This is a genomic window from Metabacillus litoralis (assembly GCF_007994985.1).
GTDB lineage: Bacteria > Bacillota > Bacilli > Bacillales > Bacillaceae > Metabacillus > Metabacillus litoralis.
This window is the reverse complement of the sequence record NZ_VOQF01000012.1, coordinates 87,790-105,495: the sequence shown is the minus strand read 5'-3', so window position 1 is coordinate 105,495 and position 17,706 is coordinate 87,790. Positions and strand designations below refer to the sequence as shown.

Annotated in this window: 15 protein-coding genes; 13 read left to right on the top strand and 2 right to left on the bottom strand. The window is 33.6% G+C overall.

Going from position 1 to position 17,706, the window contains the following annotated elements:
* Positions 1-210: 210 nt before the first annotated feature.
* The 4 genes from FS935_RS17815 to FS935_RS17800 all read left to right on the top strand — a co-directional run bounded on the left by FS935_RS17815 (position 211) and on the right by FS935_RS17800 (position 4,812).
* Complete coding sequence (locus FS935_RS17815; RefSeq protein WP_146949993.1) at positions 211-1,701, top strand: FAD-binding domain-containing protein; 1,491 nt, start codon at positions 211-213, stop codon at positions 1,699-1,701.
* 23 nt (positions 1,702-1,724) lie between these two features.
* A complete protein-coding gene (locus tag FS935_RS17810) occupies positions 1,725-2,384 on the top strand; it encodes a DUF429 domain-containing protein (RefSeq protein ID WP_146949992.1) in 660 nt (219 codons plus the stop codon).
* A 58-nt stretch (positions 2,385-2,442) separates the two neighbouring features.
* The gene (locus FS935_RS17805) at positions 2,443-3,759 is read left to right on the top strand and encodes a cytochrome P450 (RefSeq protein ID WP_146949991.1); all 1,317 of its coding nucleotides are present in this window, start codon (positions 2,443-2,445) and stop codon (positions 3,757-3,759) included.
* Between the two features lie 78 nt (positions 3,760-3,837).
* Positions 3,838-4,812: an NAD(P)/FAD-dependent oxidoreductase gene (locus FS935_RS17800; RefSeq protein WP_146949990.1), complete on the top strand. Its 975-nt coding sequence runs from the start codon at positions 3,838-3,840 to the stop codon at positions 4,810-4,812.
* A gap of 56 nt (positions 4,813-4,868) precedes the next feature.
* Here FS935_RS17800 and FS935_RS17795 read toward each other — a convergent pair whose 3' ends face one another.
* Entirely contained in the window at positions 4,869-5,387 is a 519-nt protein-coding gene (locus FS935_RS17795) for a YpiB family protein (RefSeq protein WP_146949989.1), read from the bottom strand.
* A gap of 184 nt (positions 5,388-5,571) precedes the next feature.
* Between FS935_RS17795 and FS935_RS17790 the strand changes: the two genes are divergently transcribed.
* The 9 genes from FS935_RS17790 (at position 5,572) to FS935_RS17750 (ending at position 15,376) form a co-directional block, all read left to right on the top strand.
* Positions 5,572-6,189: a class I SAM-dependent methyltransferase gene (locus FS935_RS17790; RefSeq protein WP_146949988.1), complete on the top strand. Its 618-nt coding sequence runs from the start codon at positions 5,572-5,574 to the stop codon at positions 6,187-6,189.
* A 97-nt stretch (positions 6,190-6,286) separates the two neighbouring features.
* A complete protein-coding gene (locus FS935_RS17785) occupies positions 6,287-6,592 on the top strand; it encodes a hypothetical protein (protein ID WP_146949987.1) in 306 nt (101 codons plus the stop codon).
* Positions 6,593-7,711 carry a GerAB/ArcD/ProY family transporter gene (locus FS935_RS17780; RefSeq protein ID WP_146949986.1) on the top strand — a complete coding sequence of 373 codons (1,119 nt, stop codon included), beginning with the start codon at positions 6,593-6,595 and terminating at the stop codon, positions 7,709-7,711.
* Positions 7,708-9,297 (top strand): spore germination protein, encoded by a 1,590-nt coding sequence (locus FS935_RS17775; RefSeq protein WP_146949985.1) that lies wholly within the window; start codon positions 7,708-7,710, stop codon positions 9,295-9,297. Before FS935_RS17780 ends, FS935_RS17775 begins: the two co-directional genes overlap by 4 nt.
* A complete protein-coding gene (locus FS935_RS17770) occupies positions 9,298-10,506 on the top strand; it encodes a Ger(x)C family spore germination protein (RefSeq protein ID WP_146949984.1) in 1,209 nt (402 codons plus the stop codon).
* A 273-nt stretch (positions 10,507-10,779) separates the two neighbouring features.
* Positions 10,780-11,010 carry an excisionase family DNA-binding protein gene (locus FS935_RS17765; RefSeq protein WP_146949983.1) on the top strand — a complete coding sequence of 77 codons (231 nt, stop codon included), beginning with the start codon at positions 10,780-10,782 and terminating at the stop codon, positions 11,008-11,010.
* 218 nt (positions 11,011-11,228) lie between these two features.
* A complete protein-coding gene (locus FS935_RS17760; RefSeq protein WP_158638641.1) occupies positions 11,229-12,200 on the top strand; it encodes an alpha/beta hydrolase in 972 nt (323 codons plus the stop codon).
* Between the two features lie 330 nt (positions 12,201-12,530).
* Positions 12,531-13,532 (top strand): BMP family ABC transporter substrate-binding protein, encoded by a 1,002-nt coding sequence (locus tag FS935_RS17755; protein WP_146949981.1) that lies wholly within the window; start codon positions 12,531-12,533, stop codon positions 13,530-13,532.
* 50 nt (positions 13,533-13,582) lie between these two features.
* Positions 13,583-15,376, top strand: a complete 1,794-nt coding sequence (locus FS935_RS17750; RefSeq protein WP_146949980.1) for a sensor histidine kinase — start codon at positions 13,583-13,585, stop codon at positions 15,374-15,376.
* Positions 15,377-15,708: 332 nt separating this feature from the next.
* Here the strand turns inward: FS935_RS17750 and FS935_RS17745 are convergent, their stop codons facing one another.
* Positions 15,709-17,379, bottom strand: a complete 1,671-nt coding sequence (locus FS935_RS17745) for a glutamine--tRNA ligase/YqeY domain fusion protein (protein ID WP_146949979.1) — start codon at positions 17,377-17,379, stop codon at positions 15,709-15,711.
* Between the last annotated feature and the right edge of the window lie 327 nt (positions 17,380-17,706).

Below are 17,706 nucleotides of genomic sequence, written 5' to 3'. Positions count from 1 at the left end.
TAATGAACGAATACTAGTGAAAGTTGAATGATTATTATCAAAAGTTGAACGATTACTGGGTAAAGTTGAATGATTAACATTAAAAGTTGAATGATTCCATAAAAATATATTTATATTGCATCATATTGCTATTTCAGAAGGTTCAGATTACACATTTAAGGTAGGGTCATTTACAATAAAGATAAAGGTTAGAATTGTTGGAGTGATTTAATGATTAATGTCGTTTGGTTTAAGCGAGATTTACGCATTCATGACCATCGTCCATTATTTGAAGCAAGTAAATTAGGTGAAGTGCTTCCTATTTATATAGTGGAGCCATCTCTTTGGGAAAAGGAAGATATGTCACTACGTCACTATCAGTTTGTTCAAGAAAGCTTAGAAGAGCTTTCACGTCAGTTAAGTGATGTAGGAGGTAAGCTTTTTGTTGCAATTGCTGAAATGGAGGATGTTTTAGAATCTATATATGAAGCATTAGGAGCTTTTCGACTGCATGCTCATGAAGAACATGGGACATCTGTTACTTTTTCAAGAGATAAACGTGTTCGTCAGTGGATGAAGAGTCGCGACTTAACTTTTCTAGAATATCAAGGCTTTGGTGTCGTTCGTGGGCCTAAAATAAAGAACAGTTTTCAAAAAAACTGGGAGTCATTTATGGCAGAAGGATTTGTTCCTGCTCCAAAACAACTTATGATACCAGAAGAGATACCAGAAATCTTATCAAATCAATTAGAGAAGCTAGCTAAATTCAAAATACAAGGTGACCCTATTCGTTTTGGTCAACAAGGTGGAGAGTCACAGGCGCTTGAAACATTAGAGAGTTTCCTAGAAAATCGCCATAAAAATTATAATAGTAATCTTTCAAAGCCATTACAATCTACCGCTTCTTGTAGTCGATTATCACCTTATCTTGCTTGGGGGAATATTTCGCTTCGGTATGTGGTCACTCAAACGAGAGAAGCAATGGAACAAAATATAGATAGTAAAAAGCAGCTGGAGACTTTTTTGAACAAACTAAAATTACATTGTCAGCTTGTTCAAAAAATAGAAAATGACCCTGACATTATGACAAAGGCAATCAATGATGATTATAATCACTTTCGTCAAGATTGGGATGAAGAGGCTTTTCAACGTTGGTATAAGGGCAATACGGGAATTCCTTTAGTTGATGCAGCAATGAGATGTTTACATAAAACGGGCTGGATAAATTATAGATCAAGAGCAATGGTTGTTTCATTTGCATGTAATACGCTGCTTCTTGATTGGAGACGTCCAGCTATTGCTTTAGCACAGCTGTTTTTAGATTATGAGCCGGGAATTCATTACAATCAAATTCAAATGCAGGTGGGAACAACTGGTACACAAGCTATTAAATTTCATAACCCAGTTAAAATCGGTAAGGACGAAGATCCAGAGGGGGCTTTTGTGCGAAGATATGTAACTGAATTAGCAAATATTCCAGAAAAATATATTCATGAGCCGTGGATGTATCCAGGGTTTTATTCATTGAACTATGCCACACCTATCGTTGATATCCAAAAAGCTAATAAAAAAGCACGTGAAGTATTGAAATCAATGAAGCAAAATATTGAAACAAATAAAATTTTAGAAAATCAGACAAAACCATCTCGTCGACAGGAACAACCTTCACATAAACAAAAGTCTAATGATCGTGATTTTGAACAATTAAGCTTTGATCTATAGTAATTCAGGAGGATACTCATATATTGAAAATAATTGGAATTGATCTGTCAGGACCAGCTAATCATAAAGATACTGTTCTAACAGTATTTAAACAAAATCAATCTGAGCTCATTTTTGAAGGCATGATGAAACATGGTAGTGATCATGATGTTATTTCAGCTATTTTTGAAGCCTCATTAGAAGATGATGTTGTGATTGGTATAGATGCACCGCTTTCCTATCAAGATGGTGGCGGAGATCGACCGCAGGATAAAAGTATTCGTCAAATTATAAAAAGCTATGGACTATCTGGTAGCTCAATTATGCCACCCACCTTAACGAAAATGGTTTATTTAACTCTTCGTGGTATTTCACTCACACGGAGAATACAATCAATGCAATCTGAACATAGTATCCGAATTGTTGAAGTACATCCTGGTGCAGCGATTGGTACACGTATTGAATCTACAAAAATACAACATGCTCTTTTATATAAAAAAGAACTTCAATCTCGAAAAGTCATTCTCGAATGGCTACGAACAAAGAAGTTAGTAAACCTGCCTGATCAATTGGTTGATACCTCACATGAAATAGATGCGTGTGCAGCAGCTTTAGCAGCATGGTACTGGATAGATGAAACGAAAAAACCAACATGGTGTTGGTCAGAAACATCACAAGAACATCCATATGAATTTTGTTGTTAATCAATCATGATAGTTTGAAAAATCTGTATCGAAAACTCTATATGTCAGGAGAATGTTCATGAGTAGAGTAAAAGATGTAACAACCTCAAGGATGCAAAATTATTTAGATTTTAGGAATGATCCTCTCGCTTTTTTTATGAAGATGCAAAATGGTGGTGAAGTTGTTTCATTACGTACAGGTTTGCAGCCTTCTTTTATCGTGAACTCACCAGATTTTGTGAGAGAAATTCTTGTTGCAAAAGATGCTTCTTTTAAAAAGGGTCGAACTGATAAAGTGTTAAGAAGAACAATACATAATGGACTTCTTACTGCAGAAAAACATGATCATAAGAGGCAGAAAAGTTATTATCAACCGATTTTCTATAAAGAAAGACTGAATAGCTATGCAAAGACAATTGTTGAAGAAACAAAGAGCCTTGTTACATCATTACAGGATGTTGAATACTGCAAATTAAATGATGAAATGATGCAGTTAACTTTAGCGATTATTGCAAGGGTCATGTTTGCAACAAATGTAGAGGAAAATAAAAAACAGCTTGCAGATGCTGTTAGTGACACAATTGAGCAAACTGCACAAACATTGTTTACCCCAATTATTGTACCATTAGCCATTCCAACAAAAGGAAACAAAATTCATAAGAAGGCAATAAACAAGCTAGAGGATATGATTTATTGCATATTACATGATGCAAAGCAGCATCCTGATCAATACAAGATGACAATGGTGGGAATGCTTTTAGATACACAAAATGATACAGGCTCTGCTATTGATGATGAGGAAATTCGTGACCAGATGATGACAATGCTACTTGCAGGACATGAAACTTCAGCAAACTTATTAACATGGATTTTCTATGCACTGAATCAAAATCCAGATGTAGAACAAAAACTTTACGAAGAAATTAAGATGATCGATTTAGAACAATCACCGTTTGAGTTGTATAGCAAGCTTAACTATACACAGCTTGTTATTAAAGAAGCACTGAGAATGTATCCTCCTGCATGGCTGATTTATAGGGAATCTGAAGAAGCAGTGGAACTATTAGGTGAGACGTTTAAAGCGGGTAGTACATTTATGATTTGTTCGTATGCCATTCATCGCAATGAAAAAGTTTTTCCAGAGCCTGAAAAATTTAAACCAGAGAGATTCGCAGATAAAAAGGGAGAAGATGTTCCTAAATTTGCATACCTTCCATTTGGTGGTGGCTCTAGAAGCTGTATTGGCAGCAAATTTGCGATAATGGAAACAACACTTATTTTAGCCATATTAGTAAAAGAATATAAATTCAAGGTTGAACAAGAAACAGTGACTCCAGATCCATTAGTTTCTCTGAGGATAAAAGAGGGATTAAAGGTGAAGGTGGAAAAACGTTAGTAAAGTGAGTGGCTTGTGCTTAAGTCACTCTACGTTCCAAGAGAAATAATCCCAATAATTGATTGGTTGGTGTTTATAGTGAAAAAGCCTGTTGTAGTGATCGGAGCTGGAATATCAGGTGTTATGGCAGCTTCAATAGTAAAAGAAAATGGAATTGATAACCTCATTGTTTTAGATAAAAGCAGAAGTGTTGGCGGAAGAATGGCAACTCGTAGAATTGATAAGGGAAAAGTAGATCATGGTGCACAGTTTTTGACAGTAAGAACGGAAATTTTTAAGTCTTATGTTGAAAAATGGGAAGATCAGAATTTAGTTAGTACTTGGTTTGGTGATCCTTATCCACGATATAAGGGCAATGAAGGTATGAATAGTATTGTAAAAGAATTAGCAGAACAGCTTCCGGTTCAGCTACATACTAAAGTAGTAAGTGTTAAGCAGGAGAAAGATCATTATCTTTTGCTAACAGATAAAGGAGAAAAGATAGAAGCCCAAGGCGTTATTTTGACTGCACCTGCTCCACAATCACTTGATATGATTCAGCACTTAGAAATTGGAGAATATGAAAAACAGCAGTTAGAAGCAATTCATTTTAATCCATGCTTTGTTTTACTTATCACATTAAATCAATCTTCACAGCTACCAGAATCAGGATATTTGATTGATGAGCTTCCAGATGGAATTGAACGCATTGTTGATCATCAGAAAAAAGGGATTTCTTCGTCTCCAACAATTTGTGTCTACTCAACAGGAGAATGGGCTAAGAAGCATTATGAATTAACGGAAGAAGAAATTCGCAAGACATTACTTGAAAAAATAAAAGGTATAATAAGTGATGAGCATATTATTGACATTCAGCTTAAAAGATGGAGATATTCAGAGGCGATCACCACAATTTCTGAGCCTTTCTTAGACTTGAAGCTAGAAAAGCCATTTCTAGTTGCAGGTGATGCTTTTTTAACAAAAAATGACCCTTCAGATCGAACAAGAATTGAAAGTGCTTTTCTCTCAGGGGTAGCGGCAGGACAGGAAATGGTTAATAGATTAAAAGAATGATGGAGTAAAGCGGAAAGAAAGACAGAAAGTTCACCTTTCTTTCCAAGGTTTTATGTTTATTGAATTTCTTTTAGCTTGGTCACAAGCTGTTTAAAGAGTTCCTCATCTCGATCATCTAAAGCTTTATTGATTCGACTTTTTAATAGTGCAATTTCAACTACCTTATCTGTTGCTTTTGCATCTTTTTCAGATTGTTCATATTGTTTAATAGATTGAATTCTTGTTGGTTCAATAAGCTGTGTATAACGAAAATCTGATTGTTTCCCAAAATAGTTGAGAACAAGATATACCTTTTCTGTTGGAGAACTCATTAACGTACCAAAAGCTCTAGACACATCTTCTGTTTTCATATTGTTATAATTAAAAAGAAATCCAGCTTCATCTGAATTTACACTTGAAATCATGATGCTGCGTTCATGTCGGTGAATCGTATCTGAGAAGGAAAGATTCGTGAGGATGTGATTGTTTTTTTGTATAAATTGAAGCAGTCTTCGTGCTTCTGGATTTTTTAGCTGATGATGCTGTAAAAACCAATTAAGAAAGTCACTTTTTTTAGACGTTGATACCCAGTTCATGTTCACCCATCCTCTCTAGTTCATCTTATTTTTATCATAACATGTTCATAGGGAGTAGTAATGTGTTTCGTTTAGAAAACAAGATTAATCGTCATTAACATTAGCTTGGTTGTTTTGTTACTTTGGGTCATTATGAAATTAAACTTTAGCAGTATTAAAATGCTATTACTACAGGAGTATATAGATGATAGAGAAAGATTATGATAAATTGCTAAGCATTAGAACAGAAGAGGACAATAAAGGATTTGTTCAATCTGTCCATTATAACCGTTATGAGCCAACACCATATGAGGGGTTAACATATTTATTTCAATTATATGAATTAAAAAGTAGTGATACGGTAGTAGATTTTGGATCAGGTAAAGGGAGGTTGGCGTTTTTCATTCATTATTTATTTGGTGCAACTGTAGTAGGGGTAGAAATGAACGAAGGGCTATATTATGATGCGATAGAAAACCTTGTTTCTTATTCAAAGAGTATGAGTAAACCAATTGATAATATTGATTTTAAAAACTGCTTAGCTGAGAAATATGAAATTAGTGCTTTAGAAAACCGATTTTATTTCTTTAATCCATTTTCAATCCAAATTTTTATTAAGGTTGTTAACAATATTATCAAATCCTTAGAAAAGTACGACAGGGACATAGAGCTGGTGTTATATTATGTGTCTGAAGACTATATCTACTATTTAGAAAATCATCCATTAATAAAGCTGAAACAAGAAATACCTATTCCGAATCTGTATGAAAAAAATCAACATGAACGTTATTTAATATACCGTATTTCTCTTAAAGGGGAATAGTAGAAAAAAGCCTTTGCGAATTTATTATTCGCAAAGGCTTTTTTTGCGACAAAATTCGGGGCGTGACAGGCACCATCCGAAAAAAAGATCACTAAAAATGCAGTTTGCTGTACATACTATTCCATATACTGGTTTTGCAGTTAAAAATATGTCTGTTGGGATTGAAGTTGAGATTATGAGAACAATTATGTTTTTAGTCGTCTTTTTATTTCTGATACTGTTAATTGCCCAAGTGGATGCAGTTATATATAAGAGTTATCTTTTTGTTGAACTGAAGCGAATAACAAGGCTTAAGCCTGGTACAAATTTTTGGATGGTCTACATTTTTCTATGTATTGGATTTTTGTTTAGTATCTGGATTGGTATAAAAGAAAAGCTAGATAAAATTAGGAAACGATCTTAAATGAAGAAGCTTGTCGAACAGATTTCGCTTTGGCAATTATATATTATTATCATTTGCTTTCAAATTGGTAGTGCTGCTTTAGTTGGGATTGGAAATGATGCAAAGCAGGATGCTTGGATTGCCGTGATCATCGCAACAATATTAGGAATAGGTGTTGTTCTTTTTTATATTTTCTTTTTATCAAAGCTTCCTGACAAAAACCTTTTTGAGATACTGATTTTTTGTTTTGGAAAATGGGTTGGGAAATATATTACTTTTTTATATGTGATTTACTTTTTTTACATTGCTGCAAGAGTGCTAAGAGATTTTTGTGAGCTACTTGTTTCATCTATTTTCGAATTTACACCTATTGAAGTTATAGCTATTTCAATGATGTTTATTGTTATTTATATGCTACAGCATGGTTTGGAGGTATTAGGAAGAACAAGTGAGATTTTTTTCCCTTATGTGATTACTTTTATTGTAACGATAGGAATTGCCATCTTTTTATCAGGAGGCATTGAATTTAAAAATCTCCAGCCAGTTTTATCTGAAGGTTTTGGTCCAATCCTGAAGGCTGTTTTTCCTGGGTTACTGACCTTCCCATTTGGGGAAATTATAGCTTTTACACTTATTATCCCTTATGTCGGTAATGTGAAAAAGGTAGGAAAGGTAGCTTCAGCTGCTGTATTTACTAGTGGCTTTTTATTAACTTATGGAGCACTTGTACAAATTACGACATTAGGAGCTACTTTGAAGGAAAGATCAAATTTTCCTTTACTTAGTGCATCAAGAGAAATCTCTCTGCTTAATTTTATAGAACGTGTAGATTTAGTGATTGTTTTCTTTGTTATGTTTGGAATTATTGTTAAGGTTACCGTTTTCTTTTACGGAGGACTTAAAGGGCTTGAATTAATTACCAATAAACCTTATCGGACGATGACCCTTCCAATGGGAACCATTATTGCATTTTTAGCTGTTATTATAAGTGATAACTTTGTTGAGCATATAGAGGAAGGTCTTATCTTTGTTCCTTTCTATTTACATCTGCCGTTTCAATTTGTTATACCTCTTCTTGTTTTACCAATTCTCTTATGGAAGACGAGGAAAAAGAAGCAGAAAAAGGAGACATCTCTTTGAGTATACTTACTGATTTGTTGTATCGGAGAAAAAGTAAAAAAAGTGGAAATAAAACAGACAAAGAGTTTTTTGATAGTGCGGGTGTACCTAAGAAATATTTTCAAAGCTTAGATAAAAACTCTAAATGTCTAGAAGAACTTTTTAATGATAGCTCAGATTTTGAGAAAATTGAAGTGAAAATAGGTAATAAAAATGGCTGTGTTTTTTACTTAAGTACAATGCTTAATAAAAATGACCTGAATTCTCAAGTGCTAGATTCTTTAAGGCAGGCTTTTAAAGAGAAAGACTTTAAACATATAGAGGAAGTCAGAGAAGCCTATTTTCCAGTCATTTCTTATAAATATGCAGAAACACTTCATGATATTGTATGGCATATTTTAAATGGTTATGCTGTTTTACTTGTGGATCAACATGACAAAGCAATTGCTTTAGAGGTCGGTGGAGCAGAAAGACGTTCGATAGAAGAGCCGAGTACACAAACGATTATCCGTGGACCTAAAGATGGTTTTGTAGAAAGTATCGATACAAATATTGGTTTAGTTCGGAGTCGAATAAAAAACCCAAAGCTAGTATTTGAGGATTTTTATATTGGCCGTGATTCAAACACAAAATTGTCTATAGGGTATTTAAAAAATGTTGTAAACGAAGATATATTGGACGAACTAAAAAATCGAATAAAAAAGATTAACACTTCAGCTGTATTAGATACGGGGAATATTGAGGAATTTATAACTGATCAAAATTTCACACCATTTCCTCTTTTATATAACACGGAAAGACCTGATAGTGTTAGTGGAAATATATTAGATGGGAAAATTGCCATCTTTTTAGATGGCACACCTTTTGTCTTAATTGCACCTACAGTTTTCACAGACTTTTTTCAGTCTGCTGAAGATTATTATCAGCCTTATTTTATGACTAGCTTTATTAGAATAATTAGGTATATTTCTTTTATGATCACACTTGTATTGCCATCACTATATGTAGCTCTCACAACCTATCATCATGAACTGTTACCAACACAGCTTTTGATAAGTGTACAGGCACAAAGAGAAGGTGTACCCTTCCCTGCTGTTATTGAAATTTTGGTGATGGAATTAACCTTTGAGGTATTACGAGAAGCAGGAGTAAGGATGCCCCGTGTTGTTGGGCAAACATTATCAATAGTTGGTGCGCTGGTTATAGGACAAGCAGCTGTTGAAGCAGGTTTAGTTTCCAATGTACTTGTTATTATAGTTGCTTTTTCTGCGATTGCCAGCTTTGTGTCACCCATTTATAATTTTGCGATTGCTGCAAGGTTAATTCGATTTTTATTGATATTAGTTGCAGCTGTATTTGGCTTATATGGTGTGCTTTGGGTACTCATAATGATGGTTATCCATCTTGTGAGCTTACGATCTTTTGGAATACCATATCTAACACCTGTTGCTCCGTTTAAAATTGGTGATCAAACAGATATTTTTGTGCGTTTTCCTATTTGGGCTGACAATAAACGACCATCTTATTTAATGACAAAAACTCCTGTTAAAAATGAAGAAATTAAGCCGCCATCTCCTCCAAAACAAGACTCTGGGGAGGAAAGTTAAATGAAAATAAAACCTTTCATACTCTCTTTATTTTCTATGTTCCTACTAACTGGATGTTGGGATAAAACAGAGCTAAATGACGTATCAATTGCAACAGGTATTGCTATTGACAAGGGAGAAGATAAAAAGTATAAACTTACAGTTGAGGTTGTGAATTCCTCTGAATTCTCAAAGCAAGGTGCTGAAGGTAATGCACCTGTTATAACCTTTTCCCAAGAAGGAAATTCATTATCAGAGCTTGCAAATAAAATGAATGTTGGATTTATCCGAGAAGTAATATACTCTCATACAAGGGTTTTATATATAAATGAGGAAGTAGCTAAAGAAGGAATTTTAGGATTTTTAGATTATTTAGAAAGAAGTGGTCACTTTAGAAATGATTTTAATATCCTAATTACTGAAGGACCTGCTTCAGATTATACAAAAGTTACATACCCAGTTTTAAAAAGTCCATCACTAAAGGTTCACCAACAAATAAAGACATTTCTAAATGAATGGGGCGGTGATCCTCATGTGCAATTAACAGATTTTATTGAAGCAATTATTTCCAAAGGAAGAAGCCCTGTTGCTTCAACAATCATAATAAGTGGTGACCCTGAAAAAGGAGCTTCGACGGAAAATAATAAGGAAATAGATGTTGGCACAAGGGTGGAAATGGACGGAATTGCACTGTTTGATAATGAAAAAATGGTAGGTAAATTAGGCCTTGAAGATGCTAGAAATTATTTATGGACTCAGGATCTTGAAAAGACTAGCTTAACGATACCTTGTGAGAAAGATGAAACAAAAGAAAATATTGATGTGAGAATTATTCATTCTCATAGAAAGTTGAGAACAAGTTATAAAAATGGTAATCCAATTTTCCATGTAGATATAAATGGAGAAGGGAGATTACAGGGAACGGAGTGCAGAAAAGATATAACAAATCTGGACGTGTTCCTTGAATATGAAAAAAATGTAGAAGAACATATAAAAAGGGAAGTAACAAGCACGATTCAAAAAGTACAAGAAAAGCAAGGTGTTGATATCTTCGGTTTTGGTGATACACTAAATCGATCACAGCCTAAGAAATTTAAAGAAGTCGAAAGCAATTGGAATGAAGAATTTATTAAGGGAGAAGTTGAAGTCCATGTTGATATGCATTTATTACGAAATGGCATAAAAAACAAAAGCTTTTTGTCTGATATTCCAAGTGATGAAGAAGAATAACATGTCCCTTGTAAAATCTCAACACCCTGATCAGATTTCGTTACGCCACCATGGAAAGAGGGTTACGCCGAGGCTGTTGGGTGTTGATTTTTTATAATTCGAGTTATTACTTTCTATATCCTGCTTGAAGCAATAAATTGTGGTCTTTTTAGATATTCTGTTTCCTTATAAGAAACAGGTGCCCTTACTTAATGGCAGAAAATTTGTTCTATAGCTTTTTTATATTTTGTTCAACTATAATAGAGGTATTAACAGACTGTGCAGGTGAAGAATATGTATTTAACATTAAATGAAGCAGCCGAGTATTTATCAATTTCAGAGGAACAGGTAAAAAGTCTTATTTTAGAGAAGAAAATAAGAGCTCTATATGATGGTGATGAGTATCTAATTAATAAAGATCAATTTCAAACTCATTTCGAACAATTAGAAAAGTATAAAGAGCTAATTGATGAATATATGAAGGAGCCAATTCCAGAAGATCCAGATGTCAAAGATGAAGATTAAATCCCCATAACAGGTGACTTTTAATGAAGAAGATATGCCACTATATTGTAGATTTTAAATTTAGGGATATTAAAAGAGTACAGGAAAAGTTTACTCTCTATTTTTGTTCGATAAATGCTCTAAAAAATTTATTGGTCATTTTAGAAAAAAGAGATGAACTTTTTTTATAATAATGTTATCATTATCGATAATGGTTATAATGAAAAGGAGTGAATTTTTTGCTATCGATAACAGAGGAGTTCTTTTCAGTTAAAAATGATATTACCTTAAAAGGAACCTTAGCAATACCGCAAATTGATCAAGAGCAATTTCCTGCAATCATCATGATTAATGGCTCAGGCAGTGCAGACAGAGATGGTAATATGAAAAAACCAAAGCTAATCACGAATTTATATAAAGAGCTAGCTCATTTCATAACAAATCTAGGCTTCATAACTCTTCGTTATGATAAAAGGTCAGTAGGTGAAAGTGAAGGAAATCCATTTACTTCTGGAATGGAAGATTTGGTAACAGATGTAAAGAGTATGGTTACTTTCTTGAGACAACATCCAAAAGTAAAAGGAAAAGAAATTATACTCCTTGGACATAGTGAAGGGTGCATATTAGCAACAAGAGTTAGTGAAGAGATTGAGGATATAGCTGGCTTAATTTTATTAGGTGGTGCTGGAACAAACTTAGCAGAACCAATGGATTACCAAAATCAGCTTTTATTAGAAGAAATTCAGAGAATGAAGGGATTAAAGGGTAAGCTATTAAGAAAACTTGTAACGAAAGAGAAAATAAACAAGCAAACACAGCAGTTGCATAAAAAATTAGAACAATCATCAGGTGATTTTATTAGAATGAGCATGAAGAAAATACCAGCAAAATGGTTCAGAGAGCATTTTGCTTATAAAAGTGAAGATGTATTACATGCTTTGGAGAGAGCTAATTGTCCGATATTAGCTATTACAGGTGATAAAGATGTTCAAATGGATATAGCAGAGTTAAGTCATCTTCAACAGCTTGATAAAAACGATGTTACTGTAGTGAGTATTAAAGATATGGATCATATGTTAAAAGAATATTCAGGTGAGAAAACCATTTTAAATATTATAAAACAATATAAAAAAGAAGCAACTGATCCAATTCACTTTCAATTAAAAGAAGAGTTGGTTACATGGTTACATGCAAACTACTTACAAAAATAAGGTAAGTAGTTTTTTTTATGGGAAGAAAGTCTCTAATTATTAGATGCCACAACCACCCTTGTTTTCATAAAAACATTTATGTTGTTCTTATATAAGAACAGAAAGATAGCTACACTGATATAATGGTGTAATTCGACATGGTTTTAGGGTTGGAAATATTTCCTTTGGTAATATATGAGCTTTTATAGAGTTTATGCTAATTCCTATGAATCAATTACTTGCAATATATGTCGAATAATGTAGATATTTTTAGAAAATTATAGCCTAGTAGAGAATTGTTCGCTATAATGATATAAGAATATAGAACTAATTTTAAGGGGAGAAAAATAGATGCAACAATCTAGTCAGCTTAAGATGATTAGTATAATAACGGGGATTGTTGTTATTGTTATATTAGGGACAATTATCTTTCAATCTAGGGGAATAATCTTACAAACTACATCCAATGTATTTAGTGGTAAAACAAAGGTAGCAATTATAACATCAGATGTTGTCATTGATCAAAGCTGGGGAAGTCTTGCTTATAAAGGGATGTTGAAGATAGAAGAGCAATATCCGGTCAATGTTACGTTTTATAGTGAAATAGACAAAGAGAAGGAAATGAAAGCTACTATTTCAGAAGCAATTAATGCAGGATCAAAGCTTATTATTGGTCATGGTCGAGAATTTTCAGATACCTTTACTGCAGCTGCAAAAAAACATAAAAATGTACATTTTATTACAATTCATGGTTCATCTAAATATAGTAATCAATCTGTTTATACATTCGATCAAGGAGAAGTAGAATATTTCGCTGCATTATCTGCTGTTCTTGCTACAAAAACAAATAAAGTAGGTTTAATCGATGCTAATTACGCACGTGAAAAAAATCCTGAATTTGAAACAGCTCTCACCCATTATAACCCTGAGATAGAGTTCTTTTATGAAGCGGTTGGAAGCAGAGATGATGGTATTACTGCAACGAAGATATTTAAGAAGTTGATTGAGCAAGGTGTTGACGTTGTTTATAGTAAGGGAAATTCCTTTAATCGTGATATTATAGATTTAGCTAAAAAAGAAGGGATATATGTTATTGGTTATTTAGATGATCAATCATATATGGCGAAGAATCTTGTTTTAACAAGTGTGACAAATGATGTGCCACAAGCATATGTTTCGATAATGGAAGATTACTTCAGTTCGAAAGGGATACCTCAAGGAAAAGTGTTGTTAACTAAAGAAGATGGAGTATACAGCTTGGCACCTTTTGGCCCAATATTTTCTAATGAAGATATAAAATTTATTGAAAATGAAATGAAGCAATACGATAATGGTGAGTTAATCTTTCCATAGAGTTACCTATAAAACTAGCACTCTATACAAGAAAAGATAGGAGGATTGTGATGAAAAAATTACTAAAAACAATGTCGTTCCGTACAAAAATTCTCACAATCCTTCTTATTCTAACGATTATTTTAAGTGGATTTTCATTAATTCTTGTGCAATCAATCGAGGATATTACACAAGTGAGTAATAAAATTAAACGAACAAATATACCAGAGCTTCATCTATTAAGTCAGTGGGAGCAAGAACTTGGTGTAAAAGAATATATTGTTAATGATTATCTAGAAAATAACTTATGTTGTAATCTTGTAGAAGATTACCAAGCATATGCTACAGATATGGAAGGAGAATTGAAGGATTCAGACTCTATTCCAGATTCATTGAGCAATATAAAAAAAAGAATAGATTTGCTAGATTTTATGATTATCAATAATATCCAAGGCCTTATTTCTTTTGATGATAAACCAGCTACAAGAGAGTATTTTCATTCAACCTTTCTTCCACAGCTTAATGAGCTGAAACAAGATATTAATACGGCAAAAAAGCAAACAGTTTCACAGTTTGATGGTCACTCTAACCAATTTTCTACAATTATCAAAAGCTCGTTATGGCTACTCATCTTAGTTACAGCTGGAGCTATTTTAATGTCAATTATTGTTTCTTACCGAATAAGCTCTAGCTTAACAAAACCGATTGAAACGGTTGTAAACAAAGTAGATAAAATAGCTAATGGAGAATATGGTCTAACTATCGATTCTACAGAACAAACTGAATTTAACCATCTAACAAATTCAATCAATCAAATGTCAGTGAAACTAAGAGAATCGTTTAATACGATTGTGAATGATAAGGTATACCGTGAACAAATATTAAACTCATTACCTGTTGGAATTATCAGAATTACAGATGATCCATTAGAAATGACGAGTAATTCTACGGCTGCTAATATACTTAACATGGATAACAAAGAGATCGATAATAAATGCTTAGAAAATATCGAAGAGTTAAATGCAGAGTTCTGGAGCATTCTCTCAACAAAGGAAATAACATCTCATACAAAAGTTCTTTTTGTAACAGAGCAGGGAGCAAAACACTTACTAGTTTCTCAGGCAGAACTTAAAAATCAACAACAGCAGGTTATAGGAAGAATCGTTAATTTCGTAGACATAACAGAAACAGAAGTATTGGAAAAACGAATGCATAAATCAGAGAAGTTAGCTGTTGTCGGTGAGATAGCAGCAGGAGCTGCTCATGAAATTCGTAATCCGCTCGCTGTTATTCATGGTTTTCTTTCGTTGATGGAACAATCCATATCAAATGAAAATAAAGAACAATTTCATATTCCTCTCCTTATGAAGGAAGTAGAACGAATCAACACGATAATTGAAGAGATGCTGCTTTTATCTAAGCCAGGGGCTCCAAATAAAAAGGAAGTTTTCCTGGAGGATGTTCTTAAAGACTTTTTACCACTTATTATTGAAGCGTCTGAGAATGTCAACTTTTCAATTGATCTGAACAGAATTCCGCTAAACATAGATGCTAAACAAATAAAACAGGTTTTTCATAATTTAATACGTAATAGTATTGAAGCAATGGAAAGTAAAGGAAATCTATCTATTTTTTCAGTTGTGCAAAATAACTTTTATCACATCTTTATAAAGGATAGTGGCCAAGGAATTCCTAAACACATTATTGATAATCTCTATGAACCATTTACAAGCAATAAGGAAAATGGAACAGGTTTGGGATTAATGGTGGTAAAAAGAGTTATTGAAAACCACAATGGACATATAGAGTTACATGAAACATCTACAGAAGGAACAACCTTCTTAATCAGTTTACCTTTGAAATAAGGGCTGATTTGATAGTTGTATGATGAAAAGGATATAGCAGGGATATGGCGTGGATTCATATTTGAATTCACGCTTTTTGTGTTTGATGATATTACGTTGGTGAAGCTTATAGGTTAGGGGAGAGTCTGAGTAGAAAGTCGTTATATAGAGTTGATGTAGGACATGAGCGAAGGTGAAGAACGATCAAAAGTCCGTCATAAAGCCGATGAGATGAAGCCCTTAAGCGAGAGAAAACCTCGAGCAAAAGGTCATCATAAGCACCAATAAGCTCTCTAATAAACACCCATATCAAAAAAAGGATGACAAAACCAATTGTCATCCTTTTCTACACTTTATTTTAATTTAAAAGAGCTTTTCAATGAAACAATGCGATTGAAAACTACCTTTTCCTTAGTTGTATGCTTAGGATCTACATTAAAGTAGCCGTGACGGAAAAACTGGTATTTGTCGTGAGCTTGCACATTTTCCATATTTGGTTCAACAAAGCCTTGAGAGATTTCTAATGAATTTGGATTTACATAATCAAGGAATGTTTTTTCCTCAGATTGATCTCCTTCATCTTCTTTTTCTTCTTTATCAAGAATAAGTGGCTCGTATAAACGGAATTCAGCTGGAAGTGAGTGTTTTGCGTCAACCCAGTGTAACGTTCCTTTTACTTTACGACCTGTAAAACCAGTGCCGCTCTTTGTTTCAGGATCGTACGTACAATGAATTTCTACAACATTCCCAGCTTCGTCTTTAATAACGTCTTCGCATTTAATGAAGTATGCATGCTTTAGGCGAACTTCATTGCCTGGGAATAGTCGGAAATATTTTTTTGGAGGATCCTCCATAAAGTCTTCTTGTTCAATGTAAATTTCACGAGAAAATGGAATTTGTCTTGATCCCATATCTGGATTTTCTGGATTGATTTCTGCATCAAGCATTTCAACTTGATCTTCAGGGTAGTTTGTTATAACAACCTTTAGTGGCTTTAAAATACCCATTGTTCGTGGCGATTTAAGCTTTAAATCTTCACGAACGAAATGCTCAAGCATTGCTTCATCTACTAAACCAGATCCTTTTGAAACACCTGTTTCTTTAACAAATTCACGAATGGATTCTGGAGTGTATCCTTTTCTTCTTAATCCAGAGATCGTTGGCATTCTAGGATCATCCCAGCCATCAACATATCTTTCATCAACAAGCTGCTTTAATTTTCGTTTACTCATCACAGTATTTGTAATATTTAAGCGGCCAAATTCAATTTGCTGTGGCTTATTATCCATTTCACATTCTTCAACAATCCAGTTATATAATGGGCGTTGATCTTCGAATTCTGTTGTGCATAAAGAATGTGTGATTCCTTCAATTGCATCCTCAAGAGGGTGAGCAAAAGCGTACATTGGATAAATACACCAAGCATCTCCTGTATTATGGTGTGATGCATGTGCAACACGGTAGATCACGGGGTCACGTAGATTGATATTTGGTGAAGACATATCAATTTTTGCACGAAGGACCTTTTCGCCATTGGCAAATTCACCTTTACGCATGCGATCAAACAAATCAAGATTTTCATCAACAGAACGAGAGCGATATGGACTTTCTTTACCTGGCTCCTTTAAAGTTCCACGATATTCCCTGATTTCATCAGCAGTTAAGTCATCCACATATGCTTTTCCTTTTTTAATAAGAAGGATTGCACGGCTGTACATTTCTTCAAAATAGTCAGAAGCGAAGAACATACCATCCCATTCATACCCGAGCCATGCTACGTCTTCTTTAATCGCTTCAACATATTCTGTATCTTCTTTTAATGGATTTGTGTCATCAAATCTTAGGTTGGTTTTCCCTTTAAAATCATCCGCTAATCCAAAGTTAATGACAATTGATTTTGCATGACCGATATGTAAATAGCCATTCGGTTCAGGTGGAAATCGAGTATAGACATTGTCACGTTTTCCGGTCTCTAGGTCCTCTTTAATAATACTTCTAATAAAGTTTGAGGAATTGTGTTCCAAGTTAAATCAAACCTTTCTTTTATATGTAAAATAAGTCCTGCTTATCATTATACCAATAGATAAGCAAAAGGTTAATTTTACGAAGTTATTTTTCTAGGTAAGATAAAAAAATTTCATTAATTTAGAACTGAATAGTTCTTTTTACAATTATTTAGGAAATGCAAGGTAAGAACGAGTCATATCTTACTAATAATATATATAATTGCAGAAACTCGTGATCAGTATACTAACGATAATAAAAAAAGAATGTTTTCACAAGCTTGGTTGCTTTACAACTACATTACTATAGATTTAAAAAAGAGGAATTAATTGGAATTTGTTGAATTA